Source organism: Acinetobacter colistiniresistens (assembly GCF_024582815.1).
Lineage (GTDB): Bacteria > Pseudomonadota > Gammaproteobacteria > Pseudomonadales > Moraxellaceae > Acinetobacter.
Map to the genome: position 1 here is coordinate 131,333 of NZ_CP102099.1, position 15,735 is coordinate 147,067.

Annotated in this window: 13 protein-coding genes; 7 read left to right on the plus strand and 6 right to left on the minus strand. The window is 42.7% G+C overall.

Annotation, left to right across the window (positions count from 1 at the left end):
* Positions 1-10: 10 nt before the first annotated feature.
* Together NQU59_RS00575 and NQU59_RS00580 are read right to left on the minus strand one after the other, a co-directional pair.
* The gene (locus NQU59_RS00575) at positions 11-208 is read right to left on the minus strand and encodes a helix-turn-helix transcriptional regulator (protein WP_005239721.1); all 198 of its coding nucleotides are present in this window, start codon (positions 206-208) and stop codon (positions 11-13) included.
* Positions 205-579 (minus strand): hypothetical protein, encoded by a 375-nt coding sequence (locus NQU59_RS00580; protein ID WP_005239722.1) that lies wholly within the window; start codon positions 577-579, stop codon positions 205-207. Before NQU59_RS00580 ends, NQU59_RS00575 begins: the two co-directional genes overlap by 4 nt.
* Before the next feature lie 222 nt (positions 580-801).
* Here NQU59_RS00580 and NQU59_RS00585 point away from each other — a divergent pair, with 222 nt between their 5' ends.
* Positions 802-1,947 (plus strand): alpha/beta fold hydrolase, encoded by a 1,146-nt coding sequence (locus NQU59_RS00585; protein WP_257064529.1) that lies wholly within the window; start codon positions 802-804, stop codon positions 1,945-1,947.
* A 70-nt stretch (positions 1,948-2,017) separates the two neighbouring features.
* Here the strand turns inward: NQU59_RS00585 and NQU59_RS00590 are convergent, their stop codons facing one another.
* The 4 genes from NQU59_RS00590 to NQU59_RS00605 form a co-directional block, all read right to left on the minus strand.
* Entirely contained in the window at positions 2,018-4,081 is a 2,064-nt protein-coding gene (locus NQU59_RS00590) for a putative bifunctional diguanylate cyclase/phosphodiesterase (RefSeq protein WP_005239724.1), read from the minus strand.
* Positions 4,082-4,825: 744 nt separating this feature from the next.
* Positions 4,826-5,842: a ketol-acid reductoisomerase gene (gene ilvC / locus NQU59_RS00595; protein WP_004655853.1), complete on the minus strand. Its 1,017-nt coding sequence runs from the start codon at positions 5,840-5,842 to the stop codon at positions 4,826-4,828.
* A gap of 127 nt (positions 5,843-5,969) precedes the next feature.
* Complete coding sequence (gene ilvN, locus NQU59_RS00600; protein WP_004655854.1) at positions 5,970-6,461, minus strand: acetolactate synthase small subunit; 492 nt, start codon at positions 6,459-6,461, stop codon at positions 5,970-5,972.
* Positions 6,461-8,185: an acetolactate synthase 3 large subunit gene (locus tag NQU59_RS00605; RefSeq protein ID WP_004655856.1), complete on the minus strand. Its 1,725-nt coding sequence runs from the start codon at positions 8,183-8,185 to the stop codon at positions 6,461-6,463. Before NQU59_RS00605 ends, ilvN begins: the two co-directional genes overlap by 1 nt.
* A 507-nt stretch (positions 8,186-8,692) precedes the next feature.
* Here NQU59_RS00605 and NQU59_RS00610 point away from each other — a divergent pair.
* From NQU59_RS00610 to NQU59_RS00635, 6 genes are all read left to right on the plus strand, one after another.
* Entirely contained in the window at positions 8,693-9,040 is a 348-nt protein-coding gene (locus NQU59_RS00610; RefSeq protein WP_257064544.1) for a DUF4124 domain-containing protein, read from the plus strand.
* 143 nt (positions 9,041-9,183) lie between these two features.
* Positions 9,184-11,808 (plus strand): leucine--tRNA ligase, encoded by a 2,625-nt coding sequence (gene leuS, locus NQU59_RS00615; protein ID WP_257064545.1) that lies wholly within the window; start codon positions 9,184-9,186, stop codon positions 11,806-11,808.
* Between the two features lie 88 nt (positions 11,809-11,896).
* On the plus strand, positions 11,897-12,406 hold the full coding sequence (locus tag NQU59_RS00620; RefSeq protein WP_005239730.1) for an LPS-assembly lipoprotein LptE: 510 nt from the start codon (positions 11,897-11,899) through the stop codon (positions 12,404-12,406).
* Positions 12,407-12,415: 9 nt separating this feature from the next.
* Positions 12,416-13,411: a DNA polymerase III subunit delta gene (gene holA, locus NQU59_RS00625; protein WP_005239731.1), complete on the plus strand. Its 996-nt coding sequence runs from the start codon at positions 12,416-12,418 to the stop codon at positions 13,409-13,411.
* 37 nt (positions 13,412-13,448) lie between these two features.
* Positions 13,449-14,279, plus strand: coding sequence for an SIR2 family NAD-dependent protein deacylase (locus tag NQU59_RS00630; RefSeq protein ID WP_257064546.1), 831 nt, complete (start codon positions 13,449-13,451; stop codon positions 14,277-14,279).
* Positions 14,280-14,387: 108 nt separating this feature from the next.
* Positions 14,388-15,734 carry an efflux RND transporter periplasmic adaptor subunit gene (locus NQU59_RS00635; RefSeq protein ID WP_043973080.1) on the plus strand — a complete coding sequence of 449 codons (1,347 nt, stop codon included), beginning with the start codon at positions 14,388-14,390 and terminating at the stop codon, positions 15,732-15,734.
* Position 15,735: the final 1 nt, after the last annotated feature.

Below are 15,735 nucleotides of genomic sequence, written 5' to 3' on the forward strand. Positions count from 1 at the left end.
GCTTAGGGGGCTATTCTCCCTCATAGATAAACACTTGTTCAATGCTCAATCCAAAGGCATGTGAAATCTTAAAGGCAAGCGTTAGACTTGGATCATAACGCTCCTTTTCAATCGCATTGATGGTTTGCCGCGACACGCTGACATAATCCCCCAAGTCACTTTGCGACCAGCCTTTGTGTTTTCTCAATTCAGGTAGATTATTTTTCATCTATATTTCCAAGTTCCAACGATGGTCGCAATCGACCAAAGCATTGCCATCATTGGCCAAATGATAAACATTGTGAGTTTTGGAAATCCAACATTTTCCAGAAAACCATAACTAAAGGTGATCAGTGATGTTCCGATAAAACTCATACCCAAGGCTTGTAATTGTATCTTCTGTTGCAGCTCATCAAAGCGCTTGAATTGTTGAATAATCACCCATGCAATGACCAATGCAGGTAACATCGGCGTTAATGAAACAACAATTTTAAGCCATTGTATATCAATAAAATTTAAGGATTTTAAAGAGCCAATCAAAACCACCATATAAATTGAAATTGCGATGAGCAATTGCAACAAGTTTCGAGAATGATTCATACTGCACCATGTAAAGTAAGCTTTACAACAATATATAAACCACTCCGCAAAATGTAAAGTACACTTTACATTATTTTTTATTCAATCCTTAACATTTTGTGTTTATCTCCTTACCGAATTGATCATTTTGAAAGACAAGTTAAGCAAATGAGTCACTGAGCAAATTTATTTTTTCTTCTAATATGCCGCTATTGAATAGCAACCTTCGAGCTTTAGGTTCACATGACTCAATCACCAAAAGTTAAACGCAGTTTTCTTCACAGTCCAACTGCACAAAAAATGCTAAATAGCCGCAATGGACGTCAGGCACGCCAAATTATCGCCAACGCAACAGATCGTATCTTGCGTGGTCCGCAACTGGCACTTTCAGGCAGAACACCTTTTGATATTGTGTATCAACGTGAAATTATTAGCTTACGCCACTATACGGTTGCAACAAACAGTAGCGTCAAGCATCGTATTCCTTTGGTCATCGTGCCACCGCTTGCCGCGAATATGCTGATCTATGACTTATTCCCAAGCCGTAGTCTGGTGGGTTATTTTCTCGCACAAGGTTTTGATGTTTATCTGATTGATTGGGGGACACCAAGCCTACGCCAAGCCAAATATAATCTGGGTACATATGTGAAAACCTTTATGCCAGACTTTATTGAGAAAATCCGTGCGCATAGTGGTCAGCAACAATTATCGCTGTATGGTTGGAGCTTGGGTGGTGCGTTATCACTCTGCTATACCGCGCTGTTCAAAGATAAAAACATTCAGAATATGGTCATCTTGGCATCCCCGATTAATACCCATAAATCGGGTTATATGGGTAAGTTCTACCAACGCCTGACCGTTCCAGCACAATGGATTCGTAGCAATACCAAGTTTCGTATCCATCAAGTGCCTAGTCGCGTGTTTCATATTCATGGCTGGCAAAATACCTTAGGGTTTAAATTGACCGATCCAATTGGCAACTTTAAAAATTATTGGGAACTGCTAAAAAATCTGAATGATCGCCAATTTGTGATTAACCACGCCACTTCCAGTTCTTTTGTCGATCATATGCTGGCTTATCCAGGTGGCGTGATGCGCGATATTATTCTACGTTTCTGGATTGATAATGAGCTATCTACAGGCTCAGTCCAATTTGGTGAGCAAAGTGCCAACCTGAAAGATATTGATTGTTCCGTACTGGCAGTAGGCGGTCGTACCGATATTATTGTAACGGCGGAAGCAGTGCGCCCTCTTATGGATTTAATCAGCAGTACCGACAAACAGTTTGAAATTGTTCCTGGAGGGCATATGGGCTTGGTTTCAGGAAGTCAGGCACCCGAATTGGTCTGGCCTGTCGTCACTCAATGGTTAGCGCAACGTTCTGACTAAAATTATCCTTAAAACAAAAAGGCTGCCGATAGGGGCAGCCTTTAACATAAGCCGATCTTCGATTTATCCATCATGCAAAGTGCTGATAGCGATGCAATACCAGACCTTCTATATTGACGGGCGTACCTAATAAATAGCCTTGTAGTTGATTGCATCCCAAACTGGTCAGGATATCCGCTTGCTGTTGTGTTTCAACCCCTTCTGCTGTCACGACTAAGCCCAATTTTGCAGCCAGATGGATAATACTTTCTAAAATGGCCTCTTCTTTTGAATTCGGTTTCAGATCAATCAGGAAACCTCGATCAATTTTCAATTCATCGACTGGTAAATCTTTTAAATACAAGAAACTTGAATAGCCTGTACCAAAGTCATCAATTGCAATTCGAATCCCAAGTTTACGTAAACGTTCCAAGGTACGAATACTGGAATCAATATGATGCATTGCTGTAGATTCAGTAATTTCAAGAATGAGATGATGCGGTTGGATCTGATATTGTTCTAATAATTGTTCTAATACACTAAAAAGCTTTTTATTTTCAAATTGCAGAGCAGATAAATTAACAGCGATTGGATAAAAAGGACTGCTACTTCGTTCCCACTGCTGAATCTGTATACAGGCCTGTTCAAGTGCCCAATATCCCATCGGAATAATCAATCCAGTTTTTTCAGCACCCTCAATAAACATTTGCGGTGTCAATAAGCCCAGTGTTGGGTGTTTCCATCGAATTAAGGCTTCTACCCCACAGACCTCATAATTCGAGGTAAATTTGGGTTGATAAAACAGCACAAATTGTTGCTCATCAACCGCCTTATAGAGATCATTGATCAGTTTGGACTGACTGCGTACATCTTGCTGATCTGACATTGAGTGGAACATAGTATAGGTGTTACGGCCCTGATCTTTGGAAATCAGCATTGCAACATCCGCATTAATCAACAGGTCTTGAACATTGGTACCATGTTCAGGGTACATTGCAATCCCGACGCTGGCAGAAATATTAATATCTTTTGCCGCAATCAGATAAGTTTCCTGAATGTAATGCAAAATATCTTCTGAAAGCTGCATCGCTTCATTGATATCGGTATTCTCAGAAATTAAGACGAACTCATCTCCACCAATCCGAAACAGCTTATGACTTGAGCCCAGCTTATTGTATAAACGATTCGCCATCTGAATCAGTAACTGATCACCAATATGATGACCAAAGGCATCATTTACTGATTTAAAGCGATCTAGATCGATATATAAAAATGCCGCTTTTTGCTTATTTAAGCGATGATGATTGAAGACCTCTTCTGCATGCTCAGTCAGGTATAAGCGATTGGGTAATTTGGTCAGTGTGTCATGTAAAGACTGGGTGGCTAGTTCTTTATTAATTAAAGTGAGTTGCTCATTCCTTTCTTCAAGTCTAGCCTCCAGTATCGCAACGGCAAAACCAGCAACAAAAACCAGACTGGTAATAAAAATAATCGTAAACAGTAAAACGCTTTGCCCTGTCTGCTCTGAAGTCAAAACTTGCGCCAGACTTTCATCAAAGTAGGTTGCAGCCATCCCTGTATAGTGCATTCCCACAATACTAAAGGCCATGAGTACAGCAACAACCCCCTTGAGCAAGGTACGATATTTGACTGCTGTTTTATATTTAAAAATAAAAAAGAAACTTAGACCTGAACCACTAATTGCAATTAAGACTGAACACAAGACCAGTAAAGGGTCGTAATGCATGGCATGATGTTCAACCGTCAGTGCCGCCATACCCGTATAGTGCATTCCGGATATGCCAAGTCCCATAAACACGGCACCGAGAATCAAGCGCGGGATAGGCAAAGTCGGTCTTGAAGTCAGCCAAACAGCAAAGGTAGAAGCAACGGCCCCCACTAGGTAGGAAAGAACGGTCAAATTAACATCAAAAAGATAGCCTTCTGGCAAATGGCTAGCCAGCATTCCCACAAAGTGCATTGACCATATGGCTAATCCTAAAATCAGCCCACTCGCCATTAAAATGCTTTTTTCAAACTTTTTATAAGCAGCTTTAAAAACGAGTTCTTCCATCGAAACTGCAGCGTAACATGTCGCGACTGCAACCAAAATGGAAACGATGACCAATGTGCTATCATAATCAACGTGAACCATAAAGGACTTCCATGATTATTCAGTACTTTTTTTTATATGATGAGCAAAAATGCCCGAAATCCGAACGACGTTTCACACCCAAAGAAGCCATGAAGACTGGATTCATAAACTTTCCTTAACAATAACATCATCTAGCATAAGGTCAAGTCTTTTTCACTTTATAAATCAATAGAATAAAAGCACATAATCATTTCAAACCAATGAAAAATCTTGTTTTTTATTACATTTTTTTACCAAAAGACTCATTTATTTTTACTAGATCATTTTAATTTTTAAGTCATGACAAATTCTTTGTTTTTAATCGTGCAGATACCCCAAAGCATGCAACACTTTTTCTATTTAATCAGAACCTCTTACAGCAATCAAGCTGATTAAAACACCAACAATATAAGCTTATTTTTTTATCTATATTGTTATAACTCTGTTATTGACTGGCATAAAAAAGCGCGCTTATTTCAACATGTTTTTTTGCTGAAATGAGCACCTAACCTCGTTCTTGTTTTTACCTACGGTTTTGTTCGCTGGAATCCTGAATAGGATCTTTTTCACAACGGTGGTGATATGCTTCGCTAACGCATGTAGCAGCTCGATTATCCAATAAAACCCCCCTGTACAAACCGGGGCTTTTAAAGATTAGAGCAGAACTTAGTTCTTCTCTTTATCTACGATTTTGTTTGCTTGAATCCAAGGTATGAACAAAAATGGGAAGCGTTGCTTCCCATTTTTTGTGTAAGGCACGTAACCTTAGTTCTTTTCTTTATCTACGATTTTATTCGCTTGAATCCAAGGCATCATCGCACGTAACTTGTTACCTGTTACTTCAATACCATGCGCAGCGTTTTGACGACGACGTGCTGTCATTGATGGGTAGTTTAATGCACCTTCTTGGATGAACATCTTCGCATATTCACCAGACTGGATACGTTTCAATGCATTACGCATTGCTTCTCGAGACTGTTCATTAATGACTTCAGTACCCGTCACATATTCACCATATTCAGCGTTGTTAGATACTGAATAGTTCATGTCCGCAATACCGCCTTCGAACATCAAGTCAACGATTAACTTCAATTCATGCAAGCATTCGAAGTAAGCCATTTCAGGTGCATAACCAGCTTCAACCAAAGTTTCGAAGCCCATTTTAACCAATTCAACAGCACCACCACAAAGAACTGCTTGCTCACCAAACAAGTCAGTTTCAGTTTCTTCACGGAAAGAAGTTTCGATGATACCGGTACGACCACCACCTACACCAGAAGCATAAGAAAGCGCAACGTTACGCGCATTACCAGAAGCATCCTGGTGGATCGCGATTAAATCAGGAACACCTGAACCACGTTGATATTCCGAACGTACAGTGTGACCTGGTGCTTTTGGAGCAACCATAATCACGTCTAGGTCTTTACGTGGAACAACTTGGTTATAAAGAATAGAGAAACCATGCGCAAATGCTAAAGTTGCGCCTTCTTTGATGTTTGGTTCAATCACGTCACGATAAAGTTGCGATTGAAACTCATCAGGAGTCAAGATCATCACGAGGTCAGCTTGGGCAACAGCCGCTGGAACTTCAGAAACTTTAAGACCTGAGTTTTCAGCTTTTTTCCAAGAAGTAGAACCAGCACGTAAACCAACAGTTACGTCTACACCAGAGTCTTTCAAGTTAAGTGCATGCGCATGGCCTTGTGAACCATAACCAATGATTGCAACTTTCTTGCCTTGGATGATTGATAAGTCACAGTCTTTATCGTAAAAAATTTGCATCTGTTTTCTCCGCTAAAATTTTTGTCATTTCCCTTGTTCTGCAAGGACAGATCTTTTGTAGGCTCCCCCATGATTACCGTTCTGGGTGATCCCCCCTCTTGTTCAAAGAGGGGTTGGGGGAGATTTTTTAAATTGTTAAAACTTTTTCACCGCGCGCGATGCCTGATACACCAGAACGAACAACTTCTAGAATGGTATTTTCTGCCAGCGCATCAATAAAACCATCAATTTTTTCAGTTGTTCCTGCGATCTGAATCGTATAGGTCGTCGGCGTCACATCCACAATCTGAGCACGGAAGATGTCAGCCGTACGTTTGATTTCCGCACGTGCCGCACCCAATGCCTTGACTTTGATCAGCATCAATTCACGTTCAATGTGTGAACCTTCAGACAGATCAACCACTTTCACTACTTCAACCAATTTGTTCAATTGCTTGGTGATCTGCTCGATTTTGTGGTCATCGCCATAAGTGGTTAAGGTCAAACGCGATAAGGTTTCGTCTTCTGTCGGTGCAACATTGAGGGTTTCAATGTTGTAGCCACGTTGACTAAATAAGCCAACCAGACGAGAAAGCGCACCAGCTTCGTTTTCAACGAGTACTGAAATAATATGTCTCATTATGTACGCTCCCCTTTACCTAACCACATATCCTTCATGGACTGACCTGCAATCAACATTGGATACACATGTTCTGTACGATCAACCATGACATTAATGAACACGCATTTATCATTAATTGCCATCGCTTCAGCTAATTTAGAATCGAGCTCGTCAGCATGGTTAATCTGAATGCCCACATGACCATAGGCTTCCATTAACTTGGCAAAGTCAGGTAATGAATCGACATAAGAACTTGAATGACGTCCTTCGTAGTTCATGTCTTGCCACTGCTTCACCATGCCTAACGCCTGGTTGTTCAAGCAAAGAATTTTCACATTCAAGCCATATTGCTTGCAGGTCGACAATTCTTGGATACACATCTGAATTGATGCTTCGCCTGTAATACACACCACCTGCTGGTCAGGGAATGCCAGCTTTGCAGCCATCGCATACGGTAAACCAACACCCATAGTGCCTAAGCCACCAGAGTTGATCCACTGACGTGGACGTTTGTATTTGTAGTAGTTCGCACCAAACATTTGATGCTGACCTACGTCAGATGTAATGATCGCTTCACCATTGGTCGCACGATCCAATGCTTCAACCACTTGTTGTGGTTTCATCACACCATTTTGACCTGCTTCATAACGTAAGCCATGTACTTTACGCCACTCATTAATTTGAGACCACCATGCCGCAATTGCTTCAGGGTTTGGCTTCGATACATTCATTTGTTTCAATTGCGCCAACATTTCTTGAAGAACAGGCTCTACTGCACCCACGATTGGGATATGCGCCATAATGGTCTTCGAGATGGTTGCCGGATCGACATCAATATGAATGACTTTTGCATTGGTACAGAATTTTGCTGGGTTATTGGTCACACGGTCATCGAAACGTGCACCAATCGCTAAGATCACATCGGCATTATGCATCGCCATATTGGCTTCATAAGTACCATGCATCCCCAACATTCCCACGAATTGCGGGTCGTTACCCGGGAAAGCACCTAAGCCCATTAAAGTATTGGTGACTGGGTAGCCCAACAAGTGTGCAAGTTCAGTCAATAATCCAGAGGCATTACCTTGAACTACACCACCACCCGTATAAATCATCGGACGTTTCGCGGTAATTAGCTCATCAATCGCTTTGCGAATTTGACCCGAGTGACCACGTGAAGGCGGCTGATATGAACGCATCTTCACTTTTTCAGGATATTCGTAGGCAAATTTTTCCGCAGGATTCGTTGCATCCTTTGGAATATCAACCACAACTGGACCCGGACGGCCAGACGCAGCGATATAGAAGGCTTTCTTAATAATTGCAGGTATTTCACTCGCGTGACGCACTTGGAAACTGTGTTTTACGATTGGACGAGAAATACCCACCATATCGGTTTCTTGGAACGCGTCCTCTCCAATCAGATGGCTTGCAACCTGACCAGACAAAATCACCATTGGGATTGAGTCCATATAGGCTGTTGCGATTGGAGTGACGGTATTGGTTGCGCCCGGCCCTGAAGTGACCAGTACTACACCAGTCTTACCTGTTACGCGCGAGTATGCATCTGCCATGTGACCAGCAGCTTGCTCATGACGAACGAGGTAATGGTTAATTTTGTCTTGTTGAAATAGCGCATCATAAATATGTAATACAGCGCCGCCTGGATACCCAAAAACATGCTCTACGCCTTCGTCCGCAAGGGCACGAACGAGCATTTCACCACCAGATAAAAGTTCCAACGTGATTCACCCTAGTGTTAGCACAATTTATGGGAGACATAAATTGTGTGTTATTCATTAACTTTTGCACTTCTTATAAGTGTGCGTATTCTACTCGTTTTTGCTGCAATAGGAAAAATTTTCTGAGACTCATCAGCCGTATAAACTTGATGACATCTCGAATCAAAATGTGCTGGGATAAGCAGATTTCAAAACGTCATTCTCTCGGCTAGAAAGAATGTCCATTGCAAGCCATGACATTTATTCGAAGGGTGATCAAATAAACACATATAAAACTTGAGAAAGCATTCTTGTTTCTTTCATAAGCAATGTCAAGAACAAAGAAAAGGTTTTTAACGAATATTTTTTGGCTGTTGTTTTTTTAAACACATTTCACGAAATATTTTGGTCTTTTTAAATGCCCTTTTATCAAAAAACTATTTTCTTTTTATTGAAAACTAGGCATTGTAAACTACTTGATTAGGCACTTTGGTCGAATATAAATATATTTTCTTGGGGAGATCAAACATGAAGTCATCTTATTTAAAAACAAGCTTATACACACTTACAGCAACTGTACTATTGCTCTGTTCTAGCCAAAACCATGCACAGCAATATTATAAATGGGTCGATGCCAATGGCTCGACCCATTACACCACTACACCACCACCGAAAGGTGCAAAACGGTTGGATAAAGTTTCGACTTATGGCAATAGCCATCAAACCACCACCCCAACCACTCAGCAAGGGCAGCAAGCCAATCCTGAAGCTGCGCCCAATATACCGCAACAGACATCTCAAACAGCACCTGTAGCACCAGCAAACACAGTTAAACCGCAGAGCCCGCCACCTGCCTCTGCTGTATCTGCTAAATAAACACAACGACAATCCTGCAAGGTCATCTTCAATACAGTGGCCTTGTAGATAAAATCCCGATCTAAAAACTGACAATTACTACAATTTTGCGCTATGCTGTGCAGCAATCTTAACTTTACTTTTTTGTTGTATCGCATATCCCTATGACGACTTCTCACATTGACTCCGAATATCAAGCAAGTGCCATTGAGCCCCAAGTTCAACAAGACTGGGACAATCGCAAAGTTTTTAAAGTTGCAGACACTGTAGAGGGCAAACATCGCTATATCCTGTCGATGTTCCCGTACCCAAGTGGCAAACTGCATATGGGGCATGTGCGTAACTATACCATTGGTGACGTGATTAGCCGTTTTTATCGTTTAAAAGGCGAAACCGTATTACAGCCGATGGGTTGGGATGCATTTGGTTTACCTGCTGAAAATGCAGCGATTGCGCATCAGGTAGCACCTGCAAAGTGGACCTTTGAAAACATCGCTTATATGCGTGATCAATTAAAAAAATTGGGTTTGTCTGTGGATTGGGATCGCGAATTTGCGACCTGTACACCAGAATACTACCACTGGGAACAATGGTTATTCGTACAACTTTATAAGAAAGGCTTGATCTATCGTAAGCTTTCACCTGTCAACTGGGACCCTGTAGACCAGACCGTGTTGGCCAATGAACAAGTTGAAAATGGTCGTGGCTGGCGTTCAGGTGCATTGGTAGAAAAACGTGATATTCCAATGTACTACTTCCGCATCACTGACTATGCACAAGAATTATTAGACGACCTAGATACCTTGCAAGATGGCTGGCCACAACAGGTCTTGACCATGCAACGTAACTGGATTGGCCGTTCGACGGGGATGGAGATTACCTTCCCTTCTGCCAATACTGAAATCTATGCAGATGGCTTAACGGTTTATACCACACGTGCTGATACCTTGATGGGGGTGACTTATGTTGCTGTTGCAGCAGAGCACCCTCTGGCCCTCAAAGCAGCCGAGAACAACCCTGAACTTGCTGCATTTATTGAAGAATGCCGTATGGGTTCAGTCGCAGAAGCTGATTTAGCCACTGCTGAAAAGAAAGGCATGGCAACAGGCTTATTTGTGAAGCATCCAGTGACAGGCGAAGACCTCCCTGTTTGGATTGCCAACTATGTCTTAATGTCATACGGTTCAGGCGCGGTGATGGCGGTGCCTGCACACGATGAACGTGATTTTGAATTTGCCAATAAATTTAACTTGCCAATCAAGCAAGTGATTGATGCCAAAGGCGCCGATGATGCTGAATACTCAGCAACTGAATGGCAAGAATGGTATGGTTCAAAAGAAGGCAAACTGGTAAATTCTGGCGAGTTTGATGGTTTAGCATTCCAAGCTGCTTTTGATGCTTTCCTTGCAAAATTAGAACCACAAGCTTTGGCCAACTCTAAGGTTCAATTCCGTTTACGTGACTGGGGGGTTTCCCGTCAACGTTACTGGGGTTGCCCAATTCCAATGATCAACTGTAACAGCTGTGGCCAAGTGCCAGTTCCAGAAGATCAATTGCCTGTGGTATTACCAACCGACGTGGTTCCAGATGGTTCTGGTAACCCATTGAACAAGATGCCAGAGTTTTACGAAACCAAGTGCCCAAGCTGTGGTGCCGATGCGCGTCGTGAAACAGACACCTTGGATACCTTTGTAGAATCATCTTGGTACTATGCACGTTATGCCTCTCCTGATTTCACTGGTGGTATGGTAAAACCTGAAGCGGCGCAAAACTGGCTTCCTGTGAACCAATACATCGGTGGTGTTGAACATGCGATTCTGCACTTACTTTATGCACGTTTCTTCCATAAATTGATGCGTGATGAAGGCGTAGTACAAGGCAATGAACCATTCACCAACTTGCTCACCCAAGGCATGGTGTTGGCCGATACCTTCTATCGTGAAGCGGAAAGTGGCAAGAAAACCTGGTTTAACCCTGCTGACATCGAATTAGAGCGCGATGAGAAAGGCCGTATCCTTTCAGCCAAATATTCAGGTGATGGTCAGGAAGTTGTGATCGGCGGACAGGAAAAAATGTCCAAGTCGAAAAACAACGGTATTGATCCACAAGCCATTATTGACCAATACGGCGCAGATACTGCACGTGTCTTTATGATGTTTGCGGCACCACCGGATCAATCATTAGAATGGTCGGATGCCGGTGTTGAAGGCGCCAACCGCTTCCTGAAACGTGTCTGGCGTTTGGCAGCTGGTTTCTTGGAAAAAGGCAATCAAGCAACGGCTATCGACAGTGCAAACCTGTCGAAAGATGCGCAAGACTTACGTCGTAAAACCCATGAAACCATTCAGAAAGTGGGTGATGACATCGAGCGTCGTCATGCCTTCAATACGGCGATTGCTGCATTGATGGAATTACTCAATGCCAGCAACAAGTTTGAAGCAAAAGATGACAACGATGTTGCTGTTGCACGTGAAGCCATCACCACCTTGTTAACTTTGCTTGCTCCATTTGCACCGCACTTGAGCCAGACCTTGTTAACCCAGTTTGGTTTGGAGTTAACAACGGTTGAATTCCCGCAAGTGGATGAGTCAGCGTTAACCCGTAATACACAAACGATTGTTGTACAAGTGAATGGTAAACTTCGTGGTAAGTTAGAGGTCGCTGTCGATATGTCTAAAGAGGACGTATTGGCTTTGGCAAAAGCATTACCTGAAGTTCAACAATTCTTGACTGGTCCAACCAAAAAAGAAATTGTGGTACCGAACAAACTCGTTAATTTAGTTGTTTAATAATTCGTTCTTGCCTCTCTTTGTAAAAAGAGAGGCATCCCCTCGTGAAACCAGAGGGATAAGAATAGATTTCATTAGAGGAATAAATATGCACTTAGCGCAACGTGCAGCTGCTATCGTTCTCACTTTAGGCCTAAGTGCAGGCTTAGTCGGCTGTGGCTTTCACTTAAAAGGAAGCAACACTACAGCAGCACCATTGGTTTATAACAAACTAACTTTAGTATTGCCTGATAATACCGATGAGTTGGAAAATCGTCTCAGTATCTATCTCAGTGCGACAGGTGTACAGCTCAGTAACGCGAATGATGCTTATGTACTTCGTATTCTGGATTACACGCCGCGTCGCCAATTGTTGAATGGTAAGTTGACCGAAGTATTGCTACGTTTAACCGTGACCTTCCAGATTGAAGACCGTCAAGGCAAGAAAATCACTGAACCACGTACCTTAACCGCCTCTCGTACCTATCAATACGATGTGGCTACAGTGAACACGGATAACCAACAAGAAATCTATCTCAATCGAATTATTGTTGATGATATTGCACAGCAAGTGACTCGTCAGATTGCGGCGAACCGTTTACCCAAAGCTCAGCCATAATCACGCTTTATGAAACTGGATTATGTTCAAGCCTTAAAACGTGTGGGTGAGGCTCGCGGTGCATGGATTATCCATGGACAAGAGCCTCTACTGGAGCAAAACCTGCTCGATGCATTCCGTAAGAGCTGGCAACAGCAAGAAGTTGAACGGCAACGCTATGATATCAATAGCGTGAATGACTGGAAAAATGTCTTTAACGCACTGAATAGTTTATCCCTGTTTTCACAACAACTTGCGATTGAAGTACATGGCAATATCAAGCCCGATGCCAATGGCTTGAAACAGCTGAAAAGCTATATTCAACATAATGAACATAACCTCTTATTGGTTGTTTTACCCAAACAGGACAGTAGCAGCTTAAAGTCTGCCTTCTTCCAAGTGGTTGAGGCCAATGGTGTGGTGGTTCCACTCACCGCAACCTATCCACAAGATCGACAACGTATCTTAGCCTTAGAAGCAGAAAAGCTTGGTATTCAGCTCAATCATGATGCATGGCAATGGCTGATGCAGCATCATGAACATAATCTTCTGGCTGCCAAAAATAGCCTGATGCGTGTTGCCGATACCTTTCCCGATATTCAACAGATTCAGATTGAACAGCTTTATGCCTGCTTGCAGGATCAATCGCGTTATACCACCTATGATCTAAGTGATGCTTTACTGGCAGGAAATCTGGCACAGTCCGTCAAGATTTATCAATATCTGATTGCTGCGGGTGAACCTGATAGTCTGATCTTATGGACCCTGAGCAAAGAAATGCGCTTATTGATGCAATTGTTTGAACAACCGCATAATGCAATTCAACTCGGGATCTGGAAAACCAAAGTTTCACAGTATCAACAAGCGCTACGCCGTTTAAATCCAAGACAGTTTCTGACTTGGTCTGATTTATTATTGCGTATTGATGCAGCAATTAAAGGCATGTCTAAGGAAAACCCAGAACAACTAATGCTACAAGCTTTAGCTGAACTCTGTGGTACGACCTTATTCACACAACCTAGTTAAGCCTAAGCATCCAAAAATAAAAATAAGGGATGACATAATGTCTTTTGATTTAAATCCCCTCTACATTGAGCAGATAAAAAGTCTATTTAAACATGCAGACAGCCTGATCATCAGTGCTGGTGCGGGTATGGGTGTCGATTCAGGTTTACCTGATTTTCGGGGCAATCAAGGCATGTGGCAAGCTTATCCTGAGCTGGGCAAGCAGCGCATCGATTTTAGCGAAATTGCCAACCCTGCTGCGTTTAAACGGCATCCACATTTAGCCTGGGGTTTTTATGGGCACCGCTTGGCACTCTATCGTCAAACCACGCCTCATCAAGGCTTTGCCCTGCTGAAGCAATTGGCTGAGCAATTAGAACTGCCCTATTTTGTATTTACCTCGAATGTCGATGGGCAATTTCAAAAAGCAGGCTTTGCACCTGATCAGATTTATGAATGCCACGGCAGTATCCATTATTTGCAATGTCTGAATGTCTGTCAGCAGCATATCTGGTCAGCGAATGAATTGAGTCCAGACATTGCTCAGCACGATTGCCAATGGCAAGGACCATTACCGCAATGCCCTGCCTGTGGCCATTTAGCACGGCCCAATATTTTAATGTTTAATGATGCGGCTTGGATCAGCCAACGCCAGATGCAACAAGCAAAACGCCTCGATAGCTTTTTAAAAAACCACCATCAAGCTGTTGTGATTGAAGTGGGAGCAGGTACCGCCATCCCTACCGTACGTTATTTTAGTGAGCGATTTGTACCGCGGCTGATTCGAATTAATCCACGCGAATCTGCGATCCCGTCACAAGCAGGTATTGCCCTTCCTTCAAATGCGCATGCAGGTATCTCTAGTATTTATCGGATTTTTATAGAATAACTTTGCCGCAAAAAGGAAAATAATTCTCATTATAGTTTAAAAATATTCACGCTTTATCCTCATTTCACTTTTATACTAGCTCCAGTTTCTCACTTTTGACCTGTTGACATGCCAAAAACAAACACTAAAAAGATTCAGCCTCGTAAAATCATCATGATTGCAATCGGGGTATTGATTATTGCAGCACTCGGCTGGATGTTCTTCAAACCGAAAGCCCAAGCACCTCAATATATTAGTGCCGAAGTTTCTCGTGGCGATATTGAAAACTCGGTCTTGGCAACAGGGGTACTTGAAGCCACCAAAATGGTCAGTGTCGGGGCACAGGTCTCTGGTCAGGTGAAGAAAATGTATGTTCAATTGGGTGACCAAGTAAAACAAGGTCAGTTGATTGCACAAATTGATTCAATTCGTCAGGAAAATGAACAGAAAACTGCCGAAGCCAACATTAAAAACCAGCAGGCACAATTGGCCGTACAACAAGCCAATTTGGCCAAAGTTGAGGCAGAATATAAACGTCAGCAAGCCATGTTCAGTCAAGATGCAACCTCACGTGCCGAGCTGGAAGCGGCATTAGCCAATTTTAAAACAGCACAGGCACAGATCACATCGATTAGTGCGCAGATTGAACAGTCCCGCTTAACCTTGGCAACAGCGAAGGAAAATTTAGGCTATACCCGTATCATTGCACCGATGGACGGAACCATTGTGGCCATCGTGACTGAAGAAGGTCAAACGGTAAACGCGAACCAAACGGCACCGACCATTGTCAAATTGGCGAAGCTCGATACTATGACCATCAAGGCGCAGATTTCTGAAGCGGATGTCATGAAAGTTGAAAAAGGCCAAACCGTTTATTTCACCACCTTAGGGAATAGTGACAAGAAACATTACGCAAAATTGCGTCAAGTTGAACCCGCACCAAATTCAATTAATACCGAAACCAGCAGTAGCAGCAGTTCATCAACCTCCAACGCTGCGGTTTACTATAACGCGCTATTTGATGTCCCAAATGAAGATGGCAAACTCCGTATTGATATGACTGCACAAGTGTATATTGTGCTGGCAGAAGCGAAGAATGCACTGACCGTTCCTGCTGCTGCCATTCAGACCCAACGTGGCAACCGTGGTAGTGGTAAAGGTAATTCAGCCAATGCCAACAAATCAGAACAAGCGAAAAAACCAGATGCTGACCAGACCCAACGTCCAAAACGTCTGGAGTTGAGCGAAGAAGAAAAAGCCTTGATTGCACAAGGTAAAGCATCAACAGGTATGGTTCGAGTCCTACAAGCCGATGGTACAGCTCAACCACAGCCTGTACTCATTGGTCTGAATAACCGTGTTACAGCACAAGTGCTGAAAGGCTTAAAACTGGGTGATCAAGTGGTGATTGCCGATGCATCTGACAGCTCAAATGAAGCAGCCAAACGTAGCAGCCAACGTGCAATGAGAATGTAAT

Bases quoted from the DNA above. Each gene is read 5' to 3' on its own strand.
- NQU59_RS00575 (WP_005239721.1), bottom strand. From the start codon at position 208: ATGAAAAATAATCTACCTGAATTGAGAAAACACAAAGGCTGGTCGCAA.
- NQU59_RS00580 (WP_005239722.1), bottom strand. From the start codon at position 579: ATGAATCATTCTCGAAACTTGTTGCAATTGCTCATCGCAATTTCAATT.
- NQU59_RS00585 (WP_257064529.1), top strand. From the start codon at position 802: ATGACTCAATCACCAAAAGTTAAACGCAGTTTTCTTCACAGTCCAACT.
- NQU59_RS00590 (WP_005239724.1), bottom strand. From the start codon at position 4,081: ATGGTTCACGTTGATTATGATAGCACATTGGTCATCGTTTCCATTTTG.
- ilvC (WP_004655853.1), bottom strand. From the start codon at position 5,842: ATGCAAATTTTTTACGATAAAGACTGTGACTTATCAATCATCCAAGGC.
- ilvN (WP_004655854.1), bottom strand. From the start codon at position 6,461: ATGAGACATATTATTTCAGTACTCGTTGAAAACGAAGCTGGTGCGCTT.
- NQU59_RS00610 (WP_257064544.1), top strand. From the start codon at position 8,693: ATGAAGTCATCTTATTTAAAAACAAGCTTATACACACTTACAGCAACT.
- leuS (WP_257064545.1), top strand. From the start codon at position 9,184: ATGACGACTTCTCACATTGACTCCGAATATCAAGCAAGTGCCATTGAG.
- NQU59_RS00620 (WP_005239730.1), top strand. From the start codon at position 11,897: ATGCACTTAGCGCAACGTGCAGCTGCTATCGTTCTCACTTTAGGCCTA.
- holA (WP_005239731.1), top strand. From the start codon at position 12,416: ATGAAACTGGATTATGTTCAAGCCTTAAAACGTGTGGGTGAGGCTCGC.
- NQU59_RS00630 (WP_257064546.1), top strand. From the start codon at position 13,449: ATGTCTTTTGATTTAAATCCCCTCTACATTGAGCAGATAAAAAGTCTA.
- NQU59_RS00635 (WP_043973080.1), top strand. From the start codon at position 14,388: ATGCCAAAAACAAACACTAAAAAGATTCAGCCTCGTAAAATCATCATG.